Here is a 15601-nt window from a genome sequence, read left to right as displayed (position 1 = left end):
AAAATTTTAAAATAATAGTAACGCCCAGAAAATCAGGGAAGAAATCAACAGGATTTCACGGCTTTGGCGAAGGGATGTCAATGCCTTGTAGATAAAATTGCGGACAGACTTTTCATTGACTCCCATGATGTCGGCGATTTCCTCAATGCTGAAATCATCGAAATAGCGTAGCGTGACGGCTTCAAGCTGTCGTTCCGGCAATTGCGCAAGCAACTCCTGTATACGTTGCGCGCGCATGGAAGAAGATTCCACCTCGATCAGGATCGCTTCTGAGTGCGTATGGTTTGCAGGCGTGTCCTCATCGTCCAGCTCGCTGATCTCCTCCATGGAAGGGAATTTGTCGAGCGCCACGTGAATGCGCCGCCGCAATGCGCGGTAGAGGTAAAATTTAACGGAGGTAACGTTTTCAGTAAGGTTGTGCCGCAGCCGCCAGATATCGATGAACACATCCTGAACAGCGTCTTCTACCAGCGAGGAATTGGTTGAAAGCTTGCTGCCGTAGTTGTAAAGTGTGCGGTGGTATTTCCCAAAGATTGCAGTAAAGGCTTGCTCATCGCCCACGCGAATCCGTTGCCATAGATCATGATCTTTGGTTTCCCCCGTTGAGGTAGCAATCTGCATCACCGCTTCTGTCTGTTTTCGTAAGAAAGCATAAAGCTAAAAATTTATCCTTAAAATACCATTGAGGCGATTGGCAATCGTGATTTGAATTTGGGGTATTATGAAAAAAGCTGCCCGGTGGGACAGCTTACCTCTTAATCATATTCTGGCCATGTGCCTTGCACAAAGCCCTCGACACATTTTAGCGGAACGTCCGCAAGCCGCGCGATCTCCTCATGACTAAACTTAGTTTCACGGAGAAGGTTTTTAATGAAAGTTACGTTTCGTTCTTCCTTCGCTTCCTCCTTTACAATGTACAAAACAGCTTCTTTGATTGTCATAGGTTTCGGTTTGGGGTTGATAGTTTCAATTATTTCATTGAACTCTTTGTTAAGTTCCTTGCTTCCCAGATCGATATAAAATTTCAAAAAATCGAGCAGTTTCGCAATCTTCCTCTTCGAAAAATCATGACTTAACAACCTCTTTGCTAGATCAATTTTTAAACGGTAGAAATCCTGAGACGAAAAGCGCTTTCCAATGATCGCCAGCTTAACAGCCAAAACAACCAGCGCAAACGGATTGTCACTCGCCGCGAGCTCTTCCTCCGATTGATCCAGCACCTTATAACTATTAAACCGAAAACAAACGCTCGTACCCAGGCAAGCCTGCTCGAACTGGTTTGGAAGAAAATGTCTGCAATCATCCGTCAGAATAGCAAATGCGGTGATGGGTTTGCGATACTTATCCCAGATGCGGTAGTAATAGGTAAACATCCGGTCGGCGAAGGTTTCGTCGCGGTAGCCTTGCACTTCAATGTGCACGAGCAGCCAGGCTTCGGCACCGGACCGGCAATACACTTTTACCAGCTTATCCACGTATTTCACAGCAAACTCGTCTCCGTCCGGCGGGAATACTTGTTCCAGCTCCTTATCCAGGTATTCGAAGCCCTTTTCGAGATCGAATAGCGTTTCCGCATTGGGAAAGAAGAATTTCAGAAAGTCATCAAAAATGTCTTCCAGTATCGATTTCCATAGTATGTCGTTACGCTTCATTTCAAAAACAAAAGGGTGCACGAACATTTAGACGTTCGTGCACCCTTTTGGTAACGCTATTCTACAAGCTATTTTTTCAGAGCTTTCCGAGCTCGTGGATCAGCTTTTCAGTTTCTTCCAATGAAGTGGCCGGGAAGTTGGCAATGCGCAGCTGCGTGGCTTTCCCCGCACCATAACCGCTGCCGATCACCATGCCTTTTTCTTTGATACGCTTGATAATGTCGGCAGAAGGAGCCTCGGTATCTGTCACGATCACAGTTTGAGACCGGAATGCCTTCTCTTTCACAAAAGGAGAAAAGCCAGCCGTTTTCTCTACAAATTTGTAAAGCAAACTCGCTTTGTGTTCCGTTTCTTTACGAATATTCTGCACACCAATACGGTTAAAATCCTCGGCTATCTTACCCAACAGGTAAATAAGCATTACATTCGGGGTCGCAGGCGTTTCGTTGTTCTGTGCATTTTTCCAGAGCGTCGGAAGGTCGTTATGCGCGCCGATGGAATAGGTATTACGAATGCTTTTCGCTTTTTCAAGGCAGCGCTCGCTCACGATCCATACGCCCAAACCTGCCGGCAAACCGAATGCTTTTTGCACCGAGAAAAACGCCGTGTCGATGATGCCGTAATCCAGTTCCGGATAAGGCGCAGAAGACACCATATCTACCGCGATGAATTTGTCGGGATGCTTTTGCTTCAATTTATGAATCTCGGCAACCGGCATCTGCACGCCTGAGCTGGTTTCGTTGTGGGTCGTAGCGATCAACTCGGCATATTCCGGCACTTCCACATCAACCGCCAGGAACCCCTCGCCCATCGGTTTTTCAAATTTGTGGGCATATTTGTTCAACGCACTCGAATACTCGCAGAACTTCTTGGAAAACGAGCCGTTCACCAGGTGGAAGCTTTCCAATTCTACCGTACTGAACAGAATGCGTTCAAAGGCTTCAGACGCAGAACCTAGAAAAAGGATTGCGTGCGTATCAGGCACGTTCAGCAATATCCGCAGTTGGTCCACGGTAAATTTGTGCAAATCGCGGTATTGCTGGCTGCGGTGCGAAATCGAACCGAGCTGGTTTTCGACGAAAGTTTTTAAATGCTGCTCGAATGTCGGGTATAACGCAGCTGGTCCAGGAGTGAAAAATGTTAATGACATTGGTAGTATTAAAGAATTAGATGAATAGGTGGAGAACCGTCCTGAAATTCAAATGGTCAGCTTTCAACGGCTGACCATTCGAATCACTTTTTAGTATAACATCCGGAAACGGATCGTTCCTTCTACCTCTTTCACTTCCTGGATAAATTCTTCTGTATAATCTTTGGCAATATCCACGATCACATAGCCGATATGCTCATTGGTTTTGAGATACTGGCCGGTGATGTTGATATTGTTTTTAGCAAAAATCTGGTTCAGTTTCGCCAGCACACCCGGTACATTCGCGTGGATGTGCAACAGGCGGTGCGAGTCTTTGAGCTTCGGCAGTTGTACCTCGGGGAAGTTCACGCTGCCATATGAGCTACCGTTGTTCATGAATTCCAGCAATTTGGAAGGCACGAAGTGGCCGATATTTTCCTGCGCCTCCTCGGTGCTACCACCGATATGCGGTGTCAGGATCACGTTCGGCAACCCCAGCAGCTCGCTTTCGAACATTTCATCGTTGGTTTTCGGCTCTTTCGGGAACACATCCACACCTGCGCCAGCCACTTTGCCGCTTTTCACAGCTTCGGCCAAAGCCTTAATGTCGACCACGTGCCCGCGTGAGAGGTTCAGGAATATCACACCGTCTTTCATCAGGTCAAACTCGCGTTTACCGATCATGTTGGTGTTTTCCTTACGACCGTCCACGTGCAAGCTCAGCACATCGGAAATCGAAAGAAGTTCTTCCAGGGTGTTCACCTTTTTAGCATTTCCAATCGACAGTTTTTCCACTGTATCGTAGAAATACACTTCCATACCCAATGCCTCGGCCACAACCGACAGCTGGGTACCGATGCTTCCGTAGCCCACCATACCCAGTTTCTTACCGCGTACTTCAAAGCTGCCGTTCGCAGATTTATCCCAGATACCCTTGTGCAGCTGGTTGCTCTTGCCGACGATATTACGGATCAGCAGGATCATTTCACCCACCGCCAGCTCCACTACCGAACGGGTATTGCTGTAAGGTGCATTGAACACCGCGATACCCTTTTTAGCAGCCTCGTCGAGGTCGATCTGGTTGGTACCGATACAAAACGCACCGATCGCCATCAGGCGGTTCGCGTTTTCAAGAACACGCTTGGTAATGGTCGTTTTAGAACGGATACCGATAATGGATACGTCCTTGATACGCTCGCACAGTTCGTCCTCGTCGAGGGCGCCCTTCACGAATTCCACATTGAAGCCTTCTTCCTCAAATGCCTTACGTGCGACAGGGTGCACGTTTTCAAGAAGCAATACCTTGATACGGCTCTTAGGATAAGACTGGCTTCTGCTGAATTTATTATCAAAAAGAAAATCGTCGAACGATGTAGCGATATGATCCGCTACCGCCGTTACTTTCGGGCGTTCCACGTTTTCAGTAAATGCATAAAAACGATTGGCAAGGCCGGATGCTTTCAATTCATAGTCCGTATAGCCATCACCGATCGCGTACACGTCGCCCGACAGGTTCAGTGCGGAAAGGATTTTGATCTTTCCACCGTCCATCGACAATACGTTCTCCTCGTCGATCCCTATGATATTGCCTTCCTCATCAAACACGAACTCGTTGGCATACACATGATCAGCCAGGATGCCGAGCTCGGTAGCCACGGGAACGATAAACTCCTTAAATCCGCTGGAAACGATAAAAATCTGCTCCGCATTCTCCGTCAGAAACTGCGTATTGCGCTTGAACGAATCCGAAACCTTGGTTCTCAAAAAGGAAACCAGTTCTTCAATATGCGAACGGCTAGCTTTCAGTAAGGCGATTCGCTGGCGCAGACCATCCGCAAACGACATTTCGCCATTCATACCCTTGTTGGTCAGATCAGAAATCTTCTGAACAATCTGATCACGCTCCGGATGGCCTTTGAGGGCGATCGCGGCCAATTCGTCGAGCCCTTCCACTTTCGTGAACGTGCTGTCGAAATCAATGATAATGTACGGTGCTGGATTGAGAGTTAATGTGGACATGAAACGGGGAATAACTGAAAAATGATCGAGTTAACGGAATTTTAATCGCTAAGGGTCCGACCTGTTTGAAACAGGCCACAAAATTACCAAAATCTATTGGTATATGTTGCTAACAAAATAATGTTTGGAACAGTTTTCTTACTCGGTGAAGTCTCCGCGAATGTGGGCGGCTTCGTGGAATTAGTCAGGGGTGGTCATTAAATAGTCAAGTGTGGTCAAGGATAGTCACAGGTTGTCAAGTTTGGTCAGGAACTGAAGGGCGTATTTTTCCGACCAGTAGAACTCGTCTGTGAGGCGTGCCGGGCGGAAACCGCAGTGGCCACCGTCCTTCGTAGCCAGCAAAGTCACATTGGAATGCGACCGCAGTAGTTCAAGAGGCAAGCTTTCGAATGGCACGATCGGGTCATTTTCGGCATTTACAATGATCGTTGGTATCGCGATCTGCCCGACGAAAAATTTCGAGCTGCATTCGGTATAATAATGGTCGGCGCCTTTGAAACCGTGCAGCTTCGCCGTGTAGATGTCGTCAAAATCATACAGCGTCCTCACAAGTTGATGGTCATCCAGACTGATTTTTTCGGGGAAGAAGCGCGCCTTTTCCACCACTTTGGGTTTTAATGTATTCAAAAAGCGGCGCATATAGATCTGGTTACGAGGCTCAATGATCGACAGACTGCATGCTTTGAGGTCCATCGGCACGCTGAACACGATCGCATTTTTAATGCGGTGATCAATAGTGACGCCTTGTTCGCCGAGGTATTTCAACGTAAGGTTTCCACCTAAGCTAAAACCTGCCAGCCGCACATCGGTATAACCTTTCTTGAATGCATACCGCACGACCGCGTCCAGGTCTTCGGTAGCGCCGCTGTGGTAAAACCGGGCCGTCTGATTCATCTCACCGCCGCAGCTCCGGAAGTTCCAGGCCAGGCAATCGAATCCGTGCCGGTTCAGGAGTTTAACCATCCCCGTTATGTACTGCCGTGTGGTGTCGCCTTCGAGTCCGTGAGAGAGGATCACCAGAGGTCTCGGACCCTCGTTTTCGGCATACGACCAGTCCAGATTCAGGAAGTCATCATCGGGAGTTACAATTTTTTCACGAAAATATTTTATACCATTTATCTGCCGGAAGAGCGCAGGGTAAATACTCTGAAAATGTCCGTTTGGAAGCCAGTAAGGGGATATTCTTGATTTATAATGGACTAGCGGCATGATGTGAAACGCATTCAGATATATTGGAATAATTCTAAGGTAAAGAAAGTTTAATGTTGTATATCTGCTTTTTATGTCTAAATTTGGTCTTTACAAATAATAAGATCAATTCTAATGGCAGAAGGTACAGTTAAGTTTTTCAATGAATCAAAAGGATACGGATTCATTCAACCATCATCAGGAGAGAAAGACATTTTCGTTCATGTTTCAGGTCTTCAGGACGATATCCGTGAAAACGACAAAGTGTCTTACGAAGTAGAAAATGGAAGAAAAGGCCTAAACGCAGTTAACGTACGCGTTATCTAAGGTTAGTTCATAATAAAGACATTTCGAAAGCGCGCCTCTCCAAGGCGTGCTTTTTTAATGCCCTATTTTTTGCTTTTCGTCAGTTCCTCATAAGCCTTCTGCGTTTCCGCGTCTACGGGTTCTGAACGCATCAGGGCGCGGCGCTTGTCTGCATCCTTTATCCAGCGATAAACCCACGAGAAACCAAAATTTCCGTGATAATACACTGGCCGGCTGTAAGCAGGATCTGACAATGCATTCGCCAGGCTGATGAACCGGTAATCCTTTTCTCTCAGCTTTTGTATCAAAACCGGAAGATAATCCGTATTGAGCCGATTGTCGTGGCATAGGTAAATCTGCTTTACCGGCTTTCCGAACTCCGCGGGAACCACCTTCTCAAAATGGTCGAAAAGCCTCAGACTGTGTTCCACATAACGACTACCAATCTGCCGTGCTTCCTCCCTATTTCCCTCCTGCAATGCCTTTTCGTAAAGCTGCGAAGAAAGCCAATCCTCACTTTCAACGGTATATGGCGTTGAAACATAATGATGCTCACGCAGGAAAGCCTGCATTTTCACCTGCTCCACACTGTCCTTACCCATTCCATTGAAAGGAAAACGGAAATATTCCAGTTCTTTACCGGCCTTCTCCGCCATTTTCCTCGTCAACTCCTCCCCTTTTAAAACATCTTCGCTAAATGCCGCAAAACCAATCTCCCCGTAGTTCGGATGTGAATAGCTGTGATTGCCCACTGTCATGTAGGGCTTTACAATCCAGCTTTGAAGCAGCTTTTTGTTTTGCTCAAAAGCAGGATTCTGTTTCAAATGTCCTTCATTGATAAAAATCGCCACCGGCAGATTCAGGGAATCCAGCTTCGTTAACAAACGGGATGAATTACCGTCCGCCGCATACAACTGCACATTCGGAACGTCGTCGATGGTGATGGATACGCTGCGTTCCTGCGCATGAGCACATAACGCCCATACACATGCGAGGGTGGCCAAGGCGTACTTTCTCATGGCTTACCGGGAATGCGTTCGCGCGCTTGCCGTTCGATCATCCATTGCGGATACTCGGATTTCAATGCACTGATTGTGTTCAATTGATCCAGCTCTTCGGCGGCCAGTACTACGCTGGTAGCAGCGATATTGTCAACCAGTTGCTCCGGCTTTTTGGCGCCGATGATCACGCTTGTCACAGGCTTTTGATGAAGCAGCCACGCCAATGCAATCTGCGCCACCGAAACCCCGTGCGCTTGCGCAATGGGCTGGATAACATCAATAATGTCGTAAGCTTTCTCTTTGTCTACCGGGGGAAAATCGAAATTATCACGGCGGTTTTCGCCAGTAGATTCGCTGTTACGCGTATATTTTCCGGACAAAAAACCGCCCGCGAGCGGGCTCCAGGGCATTAATCCCAGGTTCTGGTCTTTCATCATCGGGATCAGCTCTCGTTCCAGGTCGCGGCCCGCGATGGTGTAGTAATGCTGGCAAGCAACAAATTTCGTCCAGCCATTTTTCTCTGCAATGCCGTTGGCCTTCATAATCTGCCACGCCGCGTGGTTGCTCACGCCCAGGTAACGCACCTTGCCCGAGCGCACGACATCTTCCAAGCCACGCATGGTTTCTTCCAGTGAAGTTTCCACATCAACCCCATGAATGTAAAACAGATCAATATGATCGGAACCCAGCCGGGCCAGGCTTTCATTCACCGAGTCCATTATGTGCAACCGCGACAGCCCTACCTGATTCGCACCCGGCGCCATCCGGCCCCGCGCTTTGGTGGCGATAAAAACATCGCTGCGTTTCACACCCAGCTTCCTGAACGACTCCCCCAGTATCTCCTCGGATTTACCATAGGAATACACGTTGGCGGTATCAAAAAAGTTGATCCCGGCATCCAGCGCCGTTTTTACCAATGCGGTCGCTTCATCCTGCTGTACTTTTCCAATGACTTCAAAATAACCATCGCCACCAAAAGTCATCGTCCCAAAACAAAGTTCAGAAACGAGTACGCCGGTGCTACCTAGGAAGTTGTATTTCATGCGTTGCTGCTGTTATGTGTGACGATTCTGTCAAGTCAAGTGTGGTCAGGTGTAGTCAGGTGTTGTCATTGATAGTCAAGTATTGCCAGAGGTGGTAATGATATTTGAGAGAGAATTTTTTACAATAAATGACCACCCCTGACCACCAATGACAATACTTGACTACACTTGACCACGTAAGACTATTCAAACAAATCTTCGGAACGTTCGAGCATCAATATCGACGACTGCGGTACAATCACATACTTCTGCCCGTCGTATTCGAGGTCGATGGCGTTGCGTTGAAGATAAATAGCCAGGTCGCCTTCCTTGGATTGCAAAGGCATATATTTCACTTTTTCTTCGGTCTCTTTCCAGGGCTCGTCTTCCGCGGCCACGGGAATCGGGTAACCAGGGCCCACCTTGATCACGTAGCCGGTTTGCACTTGTTCCTTCTCGGTTACCGTCGGAGGCAGGTAGAGGCCACTATTGGTGCGGTCGCTGGGGCTTTTGGGGCGGATCAAAACACGGTCGCCCACTACGATCAGGCTTTTAAGCCTATTATCGGATGTTACTTCGTACATGGTAATAAATACTTAATCGGTAATAAGAACGTCAGGAAGTCCTTCAAAAATTGGGTAACAAATAAATATGCGCAATTGTTTGCGGCGATCTCTTCCCTTTTTAGAACTGGAAGTAAATGAACTGGTTTTCGGATACGACACCCAAAAAGTAGTTCGCCAGCAGGATCAGCGGGAATAGCAGGAAGAATACCGTAGTGTTCCGCGTAGGAATTTTCAGATAGTAATGCTCCTTGATCATCAGGAAAATAATCAGGAACACGCAAAGCCACATTTCCACATGGTTCAAGGGCGTTTGCAAAGGGTCCGACAATGAAAAGCCCGCCATTTTCTCCAAAATCAGGAATGAACGGCCCACAGGCGCCTTATGATTGCGGAAGAACACCCAGGTAATAGTCACCAGCGCGAATGTCAAAACCATATTCAGGACATTCATGAATGCATTTTTCGGCATTTCGATGCCCGCCTTTTTCAGCCACTTGTCACGAAGCGACGCTGCCACCTGGTAAGTTCCGTGCAATGCACCCCAGATTACATAGTTCCAGCTCGCACCGTGCCAGAGGCCGCTCACGAGGAACACAATAAACTGGTTACGGTATTTGACCCATTCTCCCTTCCGGTTACCGCCCAGGGGAATGTATAGGTAATCTTTAAACCATGACGACAGCGAAATGTGCCATCTGCCCCAGAACTCTGAAATAGATTTGGAAATATAGGGCGTTTTGAAGTTGTCCATCAAAGTGAAACCCATCACGCGGGCCGCACCGATGGCAATATCCGAATAGCCGGAAAAGTCACAGTAAATCTGGAATGCGAAAAAAACTGTGGCTACGATCAGCGTTAAGCCGTTGTGCCCCGCCGGATTGTCGTAAGCCGCATCCACCAGCATAACCAGCCTGTCGGCAATCACCATTTTCTTGAAAAAACCGAACGCCATTTGCATCAGCCCTTCCTTCACCTGCTCGAAATCGTATTTAAAAAACGAGTGGTATTGGAAAAGCATGTTCTGCGGCCGCTCGATAGGGCCGGCAACCAGCTGCGGGTAAAACATCACATACAATGCGTAAATCCCAAAATGCCTTTCGGCCTTCTGGTTGCCGCGGTACACCTCGATGGTGTAGCTCATCGCCTGGAATGTATGGAATGACAAACCGATAGGCAGGAGCAGCTTACCGCTCCCGGTCGTCATCCACTCTGCAATAGGGCCGGGCACGATCCGTGTGAATGCGGGAAACATCGGCCGCAAATGCAGGTTGGCCAGGATGGTATTCACCGAATCCTGCACGAAATCGTAATATTTAAAGAATGCGAGAATACCGATGTTGGAGATCAGACTGATAACAAGCAGCAGCTTTTTCTGCTTTTGCTCCTGCGATTTCTCAATCCATATTCCGGCAAAGTAGTCGATAACGATGGTTCCAAACAGGATCAGGATGAACACCGGTTTGAAAACCATATAGAAATAGCAGCTCGTGAGCAGCAAAAGCACCCAACGGCCGGTCCACGACAGACTGAAATACGCCAGCGTGACTACTATAAAGAAAACTGCAAATTGAATCGAATGAAAATCCATCAGGTCAAATGTACTCCCGGTTGACTATTTCCTCTTTGATAATGAACAGGGGCCGGTTTTTGGATTGAAAGAAAATCCGGAGCACATATTCTCCGATAATGCCCAGTGCCAGCAATTGCACCCCGCTGAACAGGATGATGACAAACAGCAAGGCCGCAAAACCTTCGATCACATGGGCGAAAAACAATTTTTTGAGTACCACCGTCGCGAAATACAGCAACGAAATCACAATAGCCGTCATGCCCACCCGGCTCATAAACTTGATCGGAAACTCGCTGAAATTGAATATCCCGTTGTAAGCCAGCCTGAAAAGCTGTTTGAAAGTATATTTGGATTCCCCCGCAATGCGCGCGTCGCGCTCGTACTCGTACCCGACCTGCTTAAAGCCGATCCAGGAGCGCATTCCCCGCAGGTAGCGACTTTCCTCCGGCATTTTATTCAAAACATCGACTACCCTTCGGCTGATCAATGCAAAATCACCACTATCGAGCGGGATATCTACATAGGAAATGGTGCGCAGAATCCGGTAAAACAAATGGTAACCCATTCTTTTCACAAACCCCTCTTTCCGCTTCTTGCGAATGGCGTACACCACATCGTTCCCGTCCTGCAACAATTTGTAAAATTCCGGCAAAAGCTCCGGCGGATCCTGTAAATCACCGTCGATCACAAAGAGCGCTTCCGTGCCGCGTGCTGCTGAAATGCCCGCGGTCAATGCAAGCTGGTGACCATGGTTGCGCGATAGAAAAACACCGTGATATCGCTCGTCCGTCAAAGCCACCTGCCTGATTTTGAGCGCCGTATCATCCTTACTCCCATCGTCGATCAAAACCACTTCAATAGCAAGTGGGCTGGCGTCCATTAACGCGTTGATACGCTGTACCAGTAGTGGAAGCGTCTCAGATTCATTATATAGCGGCGCGACGATTGAAATTTGAGGAGTTTTCAATATGCTGAGTTTTTCAATGACCAATAGAGGCAAAAATACACCTTTCGGTCTATTATCGAAACATTCTGTTATTTAAGGTATTGTCACTTTTCCAAGAACACCACCTTTAAGAGCGGCTCCTTCCACGTTCACAATCCCCAGATCGTAGGTTCCGGGCAACAGGGAAGAATGCGGTATTTCAATGTCAAAACCCTTGTCGTACTGCTTGAAAAAGTTACGGCCGGTGTATTTATGCGGCTCCATTTTAAAGAAATACAGGCGTTGCCCGTTGCGCACAAATGCATACTCGCCATTCGAGCGCGACGGAGAGATTCTGCCTTCCGGATCGTTCACATAAATGCCTTTTTCGCGATGCGTGACGGTTACCTGCCGTTCGACAGGGAAGGCCGTCGTGAGTGCGTTCACCTGCCGGCCGAGCTCGTTACCTTCGGCCGGATATTCATAAACACCGGCTTTCACCAGGTTTTTCATTACATTATCCACATATCGGGCACCTTCCGAATAAGGTACATGGCCCAATCCGAAACCGTTGTGCTCCTGATTGTAGCCATTTACGGTGTAATACTTCCTTCGCTCCGAAATAACCGGCAAATATGTGTAAATGGATACAGCCCAGATCACGAGGCCCGTCAATGCCGCTCCCCGCAATGTAAGCTTGCGCAGCTTTTGATTTTGAGTTGAAACAACAAAAGACAGGTAAGTAACAACCAGGAACAGAGCCGGATAGATTTTATAATTACTGACAATCATTACAAAAAAGCCGAACCGGGGACGCAGCAATCCGATTACCAGCGCCTCCACCAGCAGAAAGCTCAAAATACCGAGCAGAAATGCATTCAGATTACCCCTACTTTCGCTCTCGGCAACAGCCGGGGCGCCTTTAAAAAAGCCGAATGTACGCGCGAGCCACGGGGTAACCTGCCGCCACAGCCAGATTACCACCCAGATCATGACCGAAAAAGCCATCAAAACCGGTAATGCAGAACGAACAACAATGTCCTTTTCAGGAAAGAAGTCGAACAAGCCGCCGAGGAATGTAAAGAAGCCCAGGACTGATAAATGCGGATACTTAGCAAAAAAAGCAAAACTCGACTCGTTACCCTGCGCCGACATACCGTAGAAATACAAACCTACTGCCACAGCGCCCACCAGAACCCAGGCAATCAATTGCTTGTATTGCGACCGGAGCAAGAGCACTGCCGCGCCCGCAGGCCATACGAAAATTCCGCTGCTCATTGCATACGTGGCGCACACGCCTGCAAGCAACGCACCCGTAAAGCGCTTGCCCGACAGTAAAAACATGGATAATACCACAAAAAACACCACTGGCTGATGCTGCCAACCGCATATAGCCCAAAGAAAAATCAAATGGTATTGAAGCTGGAAAAGCAGGAATGGCACGGGCAGGAAATACCAGGCGCTCAGGTTGGAGCGCTTGAACGCGCGCCAGAACACCGCCAAAGTGCCCAACGTAAAAAGCGCCGCAGCAATATGCAGGAATGTAAAATTGAGGTGCCCGGTAACCCAATAGTAAACGAGCGTCGCCAGCTTGCCCACTACCATCCGGTGCTCGTTGTTGGGCTGAAAAAGCAATTTCAGGCGTTCCGGAAACGAATCGCCGGCGATCCACTTATGCAGAAAGTCAGGGAACGGATCAAAATCGTCGTACCAGGGCAGGTTTACCGAGTAGTACAGGATCACTCCCACCCACAATACCACGGGTACTGCCGCAACCAGGAAGAAAAGCGGCCTTTTATTGCTGTTGTCCACCTTCGGTATCTTTCATGTAAATGGCTTCCTTCCCAAAATAACCCGCGGTGCATTTATTCCACCAGTGGGTAGGGTCGGTTTTAATGTCGTCGTCGAGGAAAATCGTCATCGGCTTCGAACGGACAGGCGGCAGGTACAAAATGGCTTCCTGCGAACTCTTGATCAACGCATAGCGCTGGTACATTTCCTTGTCAAATGCAGCGGCTTTGCCTTTCAGCAGATCGGTATACATCATTTTGACGTTGCTGCTGCGAACAAACGAAAGTGCTACCGACACAAGCAATATCGCGCAAACGATGCCATACCGCACGGTGGTCATATTTAGCAATGTGATTTTTCTCTTTTTGAAATAATGAAAAAGCACTCCGATGATATAGAACCAGCCAATCAGGAAAAAGAAATAGACGCAGTTGATCACTCGCGGCGTAGGCTCGATACCTACCCCGTAATAGGAAGGAAACAATTGCGCCGACAGCACTCCGATAAAGAGCAGCACCGCATACCAGACCGGAATCGAAAAGTAGTTGCGCGCCCCTTCCGACAACCGCGAAAGCACGAACAGCCATGCCAGCGTGAAGAATATCAGCGGCGTTCGGAAAACCCAATCGAAACCCAGATAAGCTAGTTTTTTAAAGGAAGAAGCAACCGAGAACGGAATATTGCCGCCCAACGGATTGCCACCGATGCGCGCCGCATTACCCGGCGATGCAAAATAGAAATAGCAGGAAAGCGCCGTTACCACCGCCATCGAAATCATAAATGCATCCACTTTTCGATTGAAAAGTATGCGGTAAGCAAGCCAGGCACCCACGAGCAATACCATAATCAGCAGGTTTGTTTCACTGCTTCCTATTACGGCAAATATCAGAAAGCCGGAAAGCGCTCCCACAAACAGCTTAGCGGGCTGCGTGTCCTGACGGTACCACCGCAGCACGAGTACGATCCAGAGTAATGTGAGTATGTTCGGAACTGTGTAGGTCACAAATGCCGCCATCCAATAGAATGCCTCCGAAATACTCATCATTTTAAGGATGTACAGGAAGAAAACCACGCCTGCAAAGCCCAAATGCGCCAAGCGCGACAATGTGGGTGTGAGGTGCCGGAACAGGCTGTACAATGCGAACACCATTCCAAGCAGTAATATGACCGGAAGTACTTTAAAACCGGCGATCGAGTGGAATAGCAACGGACTCGTGTGGTTCAGGAATATACCGAAATAGCGGCCTGTCCATTCGGTATAATACAGTTTCATGGCCTCGAACCAGCCTATTTTAAACACTGTAAAAATGTAACAGAAATCGTCCGCCGGCGACGGATGGTTGAAGTACGAAAGCGCCAGCAGCGGCACCAGTACGGTCAGCATCAGGAGGATGTTCGCCCAGTTGCCGACAACCCGGTATTTTCTATAAAATCTATTCATTGACAATTTTCTCTATGATATAGCGTGGACGGCCTTTTACTTCTTCATAAATCTTACCGATATATTCCCCGATCAGGCCAAGCGCCATCATATTAAATCCGCTGAAAAATGTGAGTGGCAGCATCGTGGATGTCCAGCCCGCCACCGTGTGACCGATCAGATACGAAAAAAGGATGTACACCACGATCAACATCGCGATAGCGAAATTGATAAACCCGAAATACAGCACCAGCCGCATCGGGAAGGTTGAAAACGAGGTAATGCCGTTCCAGGCGAAAAGCAACATCTTACTGAGCGGGTATTTGGTCTCGCCTGCCTCACGTTCCAGGCGGCTGTAAAATACCTTTTCGTTTTTAAAACCGATCAGCGGTACTATGCCCCGGAGGAACATATTGATCTCGCGGAAGTTTCCAAGCTCTTTGAGCACCCGTTGATCCATCAGACGGAAATCGGCATGGTTGAACACCACCGGAACGCCCATTTTTTGCATTAACACATAAAAGCCTTCAGCAGTAACCCGCTTGAACCAGCTATCGGAACTGCGGTCGCCGCGCACGCCATACACGACCATCGCCCCTTCGCGGTGCTTTTCGATCATAGCCGTAATGGCGTTGATATCGTCCTGCAAGTCGGCGTCGATCGTGATGAAGCAGTCATAATCGTTTACATGCTGCTCCAAACCGGCCATAATCGCGCTCTGGTGACCGAAATTCCGGGAAAGCCCGACACCGATGATATTGGAATCCTTGCTGCAAATGTCTTCGATGATCGACCAGGTTTTATCCCGGCTGCCATCGTTCACAAGACAAATGCGACTGTCCTCTGCAATGAGGCCCTGCTCCTTGATGCCGTTGTAGTAGGTGTTTAATTTAGCATACGTCCGGTACAAGATTGCCTCCTCATTGTAGCATGGTACGACTAAAAGTAAACGAGCTGGATTCATATGTCACCCTGTTGGTTGAATCGACAAAAATAGTAGTAATAAGTTAAT

The 15601-nt window shown here is 48.2% G+C and carries 14 protein-coding genes; 1 reads left to right on the top strand and 13 read right to left on the bottom strand.

Features of this window, described 5'->3' with window-relative positions; all coding sequences use genetic code 11:
* Nucleotides 1–6 precede the first annotated feature (6 nt).
* From CLV60_RS23525 to CLV60_RS23505, 5 genes are all read right to left on the bottom strand, one after another.
* Entirely contained in the window at nt 7–621 is a 615-nt protein-coding gene (locus tag CLV60_RS23525; RefSeq protein WP_106597828.1) for an RNA polymerase sigma factor, read from the bottom strand.
* A gap of 134 nt (nt 622–755) precedes the next feature.
* A complete protein-coding gene (locus tag CLV60_RS23520; protein WP_106597922.1) occupies nt 756–1652 on the bottom strand; it encodes an RpnC/YadD family protein in 897 nt (298 codons plus the stop codon).
* A gap of 76 nt (nt 1653–1728) precedes the next feature.
* Nucleotides 1729–2802, bottom strand: a complete 1074-nt coding sequence (locus tag CLV60_RS23515) for an aminotransferase class V-fold PLP-dependent enzyme (protein WP_106597827.1) — start codon at nt 2800–2802, stop codon at nt 1729–1731.
* Between the two features lie 90 nt (nt 2803–2892).
* Nucleotides 2893–4800, bottom strand: coding sequence for a phosphoglycerate dehydrogenase (serA, locus tag CLV60_RS23510; protein WP_106597826.1), 1908 nt, complete (start codon nt 4798–4800; stop codon nt 2893–2895).
* Nucleotides 4801–5025: 225 nt separating this feature from the next.
* Nucleotides 5026–6009 (bottom strand): YheT family hydrolase, encoded by a 984-nt coding sequence (locus CLV60_RS23505; RefSeq protein WP_106597825.1) that lies wholly within the window; start codon nt 6007–6009, stop codon nt 5026–5028.
* Nucleotides 6010–6123: 114 nt separating this feature from the next.
* On the opposite strand from CLV60_RS23505, the gene CLV60_RS23500 reads away from it, so the two are divergent.
* Nucleotides 6124–6315: a cold-shock protein gene (locus tag CLV60_RS23500; RefSeq protein WP_090386381.1), complete on the top strand. Its 192-nt coding sequence runs from the start codon at nt 6124–6126 to the stop codon at nt 6313–6315.
* A 62-nt stretch (nt 6316–6377) separates the two neighbouring features.
* Here CLV60_RS23500 and CLV60_RS23495 read toward each other — a convergent pair whose 3' ends face one another.
* From CLV60_RS23495 to CLV60_RS23460, 8 genes are all read right to left on the bottom strand, one after another.
* Entirely contained in the window at nt 6378–7313 is a 936-nt protein-coding gene (locus CLV60_RS23495) for a polysaccharide deacetylase family protein (protein ID WP_106597824.1), read from the bottom strand.
* The gene (locus tag CLV60_RS23490) at nt 7310–8338 is read right to left on the bottom strand and encodes an aldo/keto reductase (protein ID WP_106597823.1); all 1029 of its coding nucleotides are present in this window, start codon (nt 8336–8338) and stop codon (nt 7310–7312) included. The genes CLV60_RS23495 and CLV60_RS23490 overlap by 4 nt, the downstream gene beginning before the upstream one ends.
* A 182-nt stretch (nt 8339–8520) precedes the next feature.
* Nucleotides 8521–8901 (bottom strand): co-chaperone GroES, encoded by a 381-nt coding sequence (locus tag CLV60_RS23485; protein ID WP_019942063.1) that lies wholly within the window; start codon nt 8899–8901, stop codon nt 8521–8523.
* Nucleotides 8902–9001: 100 nt separating this feature from the next.
* On the bottom strand, nt 9002–10471 hold the full coding sequence (locus CLV60_RS23480; RefSeq protein ID WP_106597822.1) for an MBOAT family O-acyltransferase: 1470 nt from the start codon (nt 10469–10471) through the stop codon (nt 9002–9004).
* A gap of 4 nt (nt 10472–10475) precedes the next feature.
* Nucleotides 10476–11420: a glycosyltransferase family 2 protein gene (locus tag CLV60_RS23475; protein WP_106597821.1), complete on the bottom strand. Its 945-nt coding sequence runs from the start codon at nt 11418–11420 to the stop codon at nt 10476–10478.
* A 72-nt stretch (nt 11421–11492) separates the two neighbouring features.
* Nucleotides 11493–13190, bottom strand: a complete 1698-nt coding sequence (locus CLV60_RS23470) for a hypothetical protein (protein WP_106597820.1) — start codon at nt 13188–13190, stop codon at nt 11493–11495.
* On the bottom strand, nt 13174–14610 hold the full coding sequence (locus tag CLV60_RS23465) for a DUF6056 family protein (RefSeq protein WP_106597819.1): 1437 nt from the start codon (nt 14608–14610) through the stop codon (nt 13174–13176). Before CLV60_RS23465 ends, CLV60_RS23470 begins: the two co-directional genes overlap by 17 nt.
* Nucleotides 14603–15553, bottom strand: a complete 951-nt coding sequence (locus CLV60_RS23460) for a glycosyltransferase family 2 protein (protein ID WP_106597818.1) — start codon at nt 15551–15553, stop codon at nt 14603–14605. Before CLV60_RS23460 ends, CLV60_RS23465 begins: the two co-directional genes overlap by 8 nt.
* Between the last annotated feature and the right edge of the window lie 48 nt (nt 15554–15601).

It is taken from the genome of Dyadobacter jiangsuensis (genome assembly GCF_003014695.1).
Lineage (GTDB): Bacteria > Bacteroidota > Bacteroidia > Cytophagales > Spirosomataceae > Dyadobacter > Dyadobacter jiangsuensis.
This window is presented reverse-complemented; position numbering and strand designations above follow the sequence as displayed.

What these genes read in the sequence shown, in the direction of transcription:
- CLV60_RS23525 (WP_106597828.1), bottom strand. Translation starts at nt 621, where the DNA reads ATGCAGATTGCTACCTCAACGGGGGAAACCAAAGATCATGATCTATGG.
- CLV60_RS23520 (WP_106597922.1), bottom strand. Translation starts at nt 1,652, where the DNA reads ATGAAGCGTAACGACATACTATGGAAATCGATACTGGAAGACATTTTT.
- CLV60_RS23515 (WP_106597827.1), bottom strand. Translation starts at nt 2,802, where the DNA reads ATGTCATTAACATTTTTCACTCCTGGACCAGCTGCGTTATACCCGACA.
- serA (WP_106597826.1), bottom strand. Translation starts at nt 4,800, where the DNA reads ATGTCCACATTAACTCTCAATCCAGCACCGTACATTATCATTGATTTC.
- CLV60_RS23505 (WP_106597825.1), bottom strand. Translation starts at nt 6,009, where the DNA reads ATGCCGCTAGTCCATTATAAATCAAGAATATCCCCTTACTGGCTTCCA.
- CLV60_RS23500 (WP_090386381.1), top strand. Translation starts at nt 6,124, where the DNA reads ATGGCAGAAGGTACAGTTAAGTTTTTCAATGAATCAAAAGGATACGGA.
- CLV60_RS23495 (WP_106597824.1), bottom strand. Translation starts at nt 7,313, where the DNA reads ATGAGAAAGTACGCCTTGGCCACCCTCGCATGTGTATGGGCGTTATGT.
- CLV60_RS23490 (WP_106597823.1), bottom strand. Translation starts at nt 8,338, where the DNA reads ATGAAATACAACTTCCTAGGTAGCACCGGCGTACTCGTTTCTGAACTT.
- CLV60_RS23485 (WP_019942063.1), bottom strand. Translation starts at nt 8,901, where the DNA reads ATGTACGAAGTAACATCCGATAATAGGCTTAAAAGCCTGATCGTAGTG.
- CLV60_RS23480 (WP_106597822.1), bottom strand. Translation starts at nt 10,471, where the DNA reads ATGGATTTTCATTCGATTCAATTTGCAGTTTTCTTTATAGTAGTCACG.
- CLV60_RS23465 (WP_106597819.1), bottom strand. Translation starts at nt 14,610, where the DNA reads ATGAATAGATTTTATAGAAAATACCGGGTTGTCGGCAACTGGGCGAAC.
- CLV60_RS23460 (WP_106597818.1), bottom strand. Translation starts at nt 15,553, where the DNA reads ATGAATCCAGCTCGTTTACTTTTAGTCGTACCATGCTACAATGAGGAG.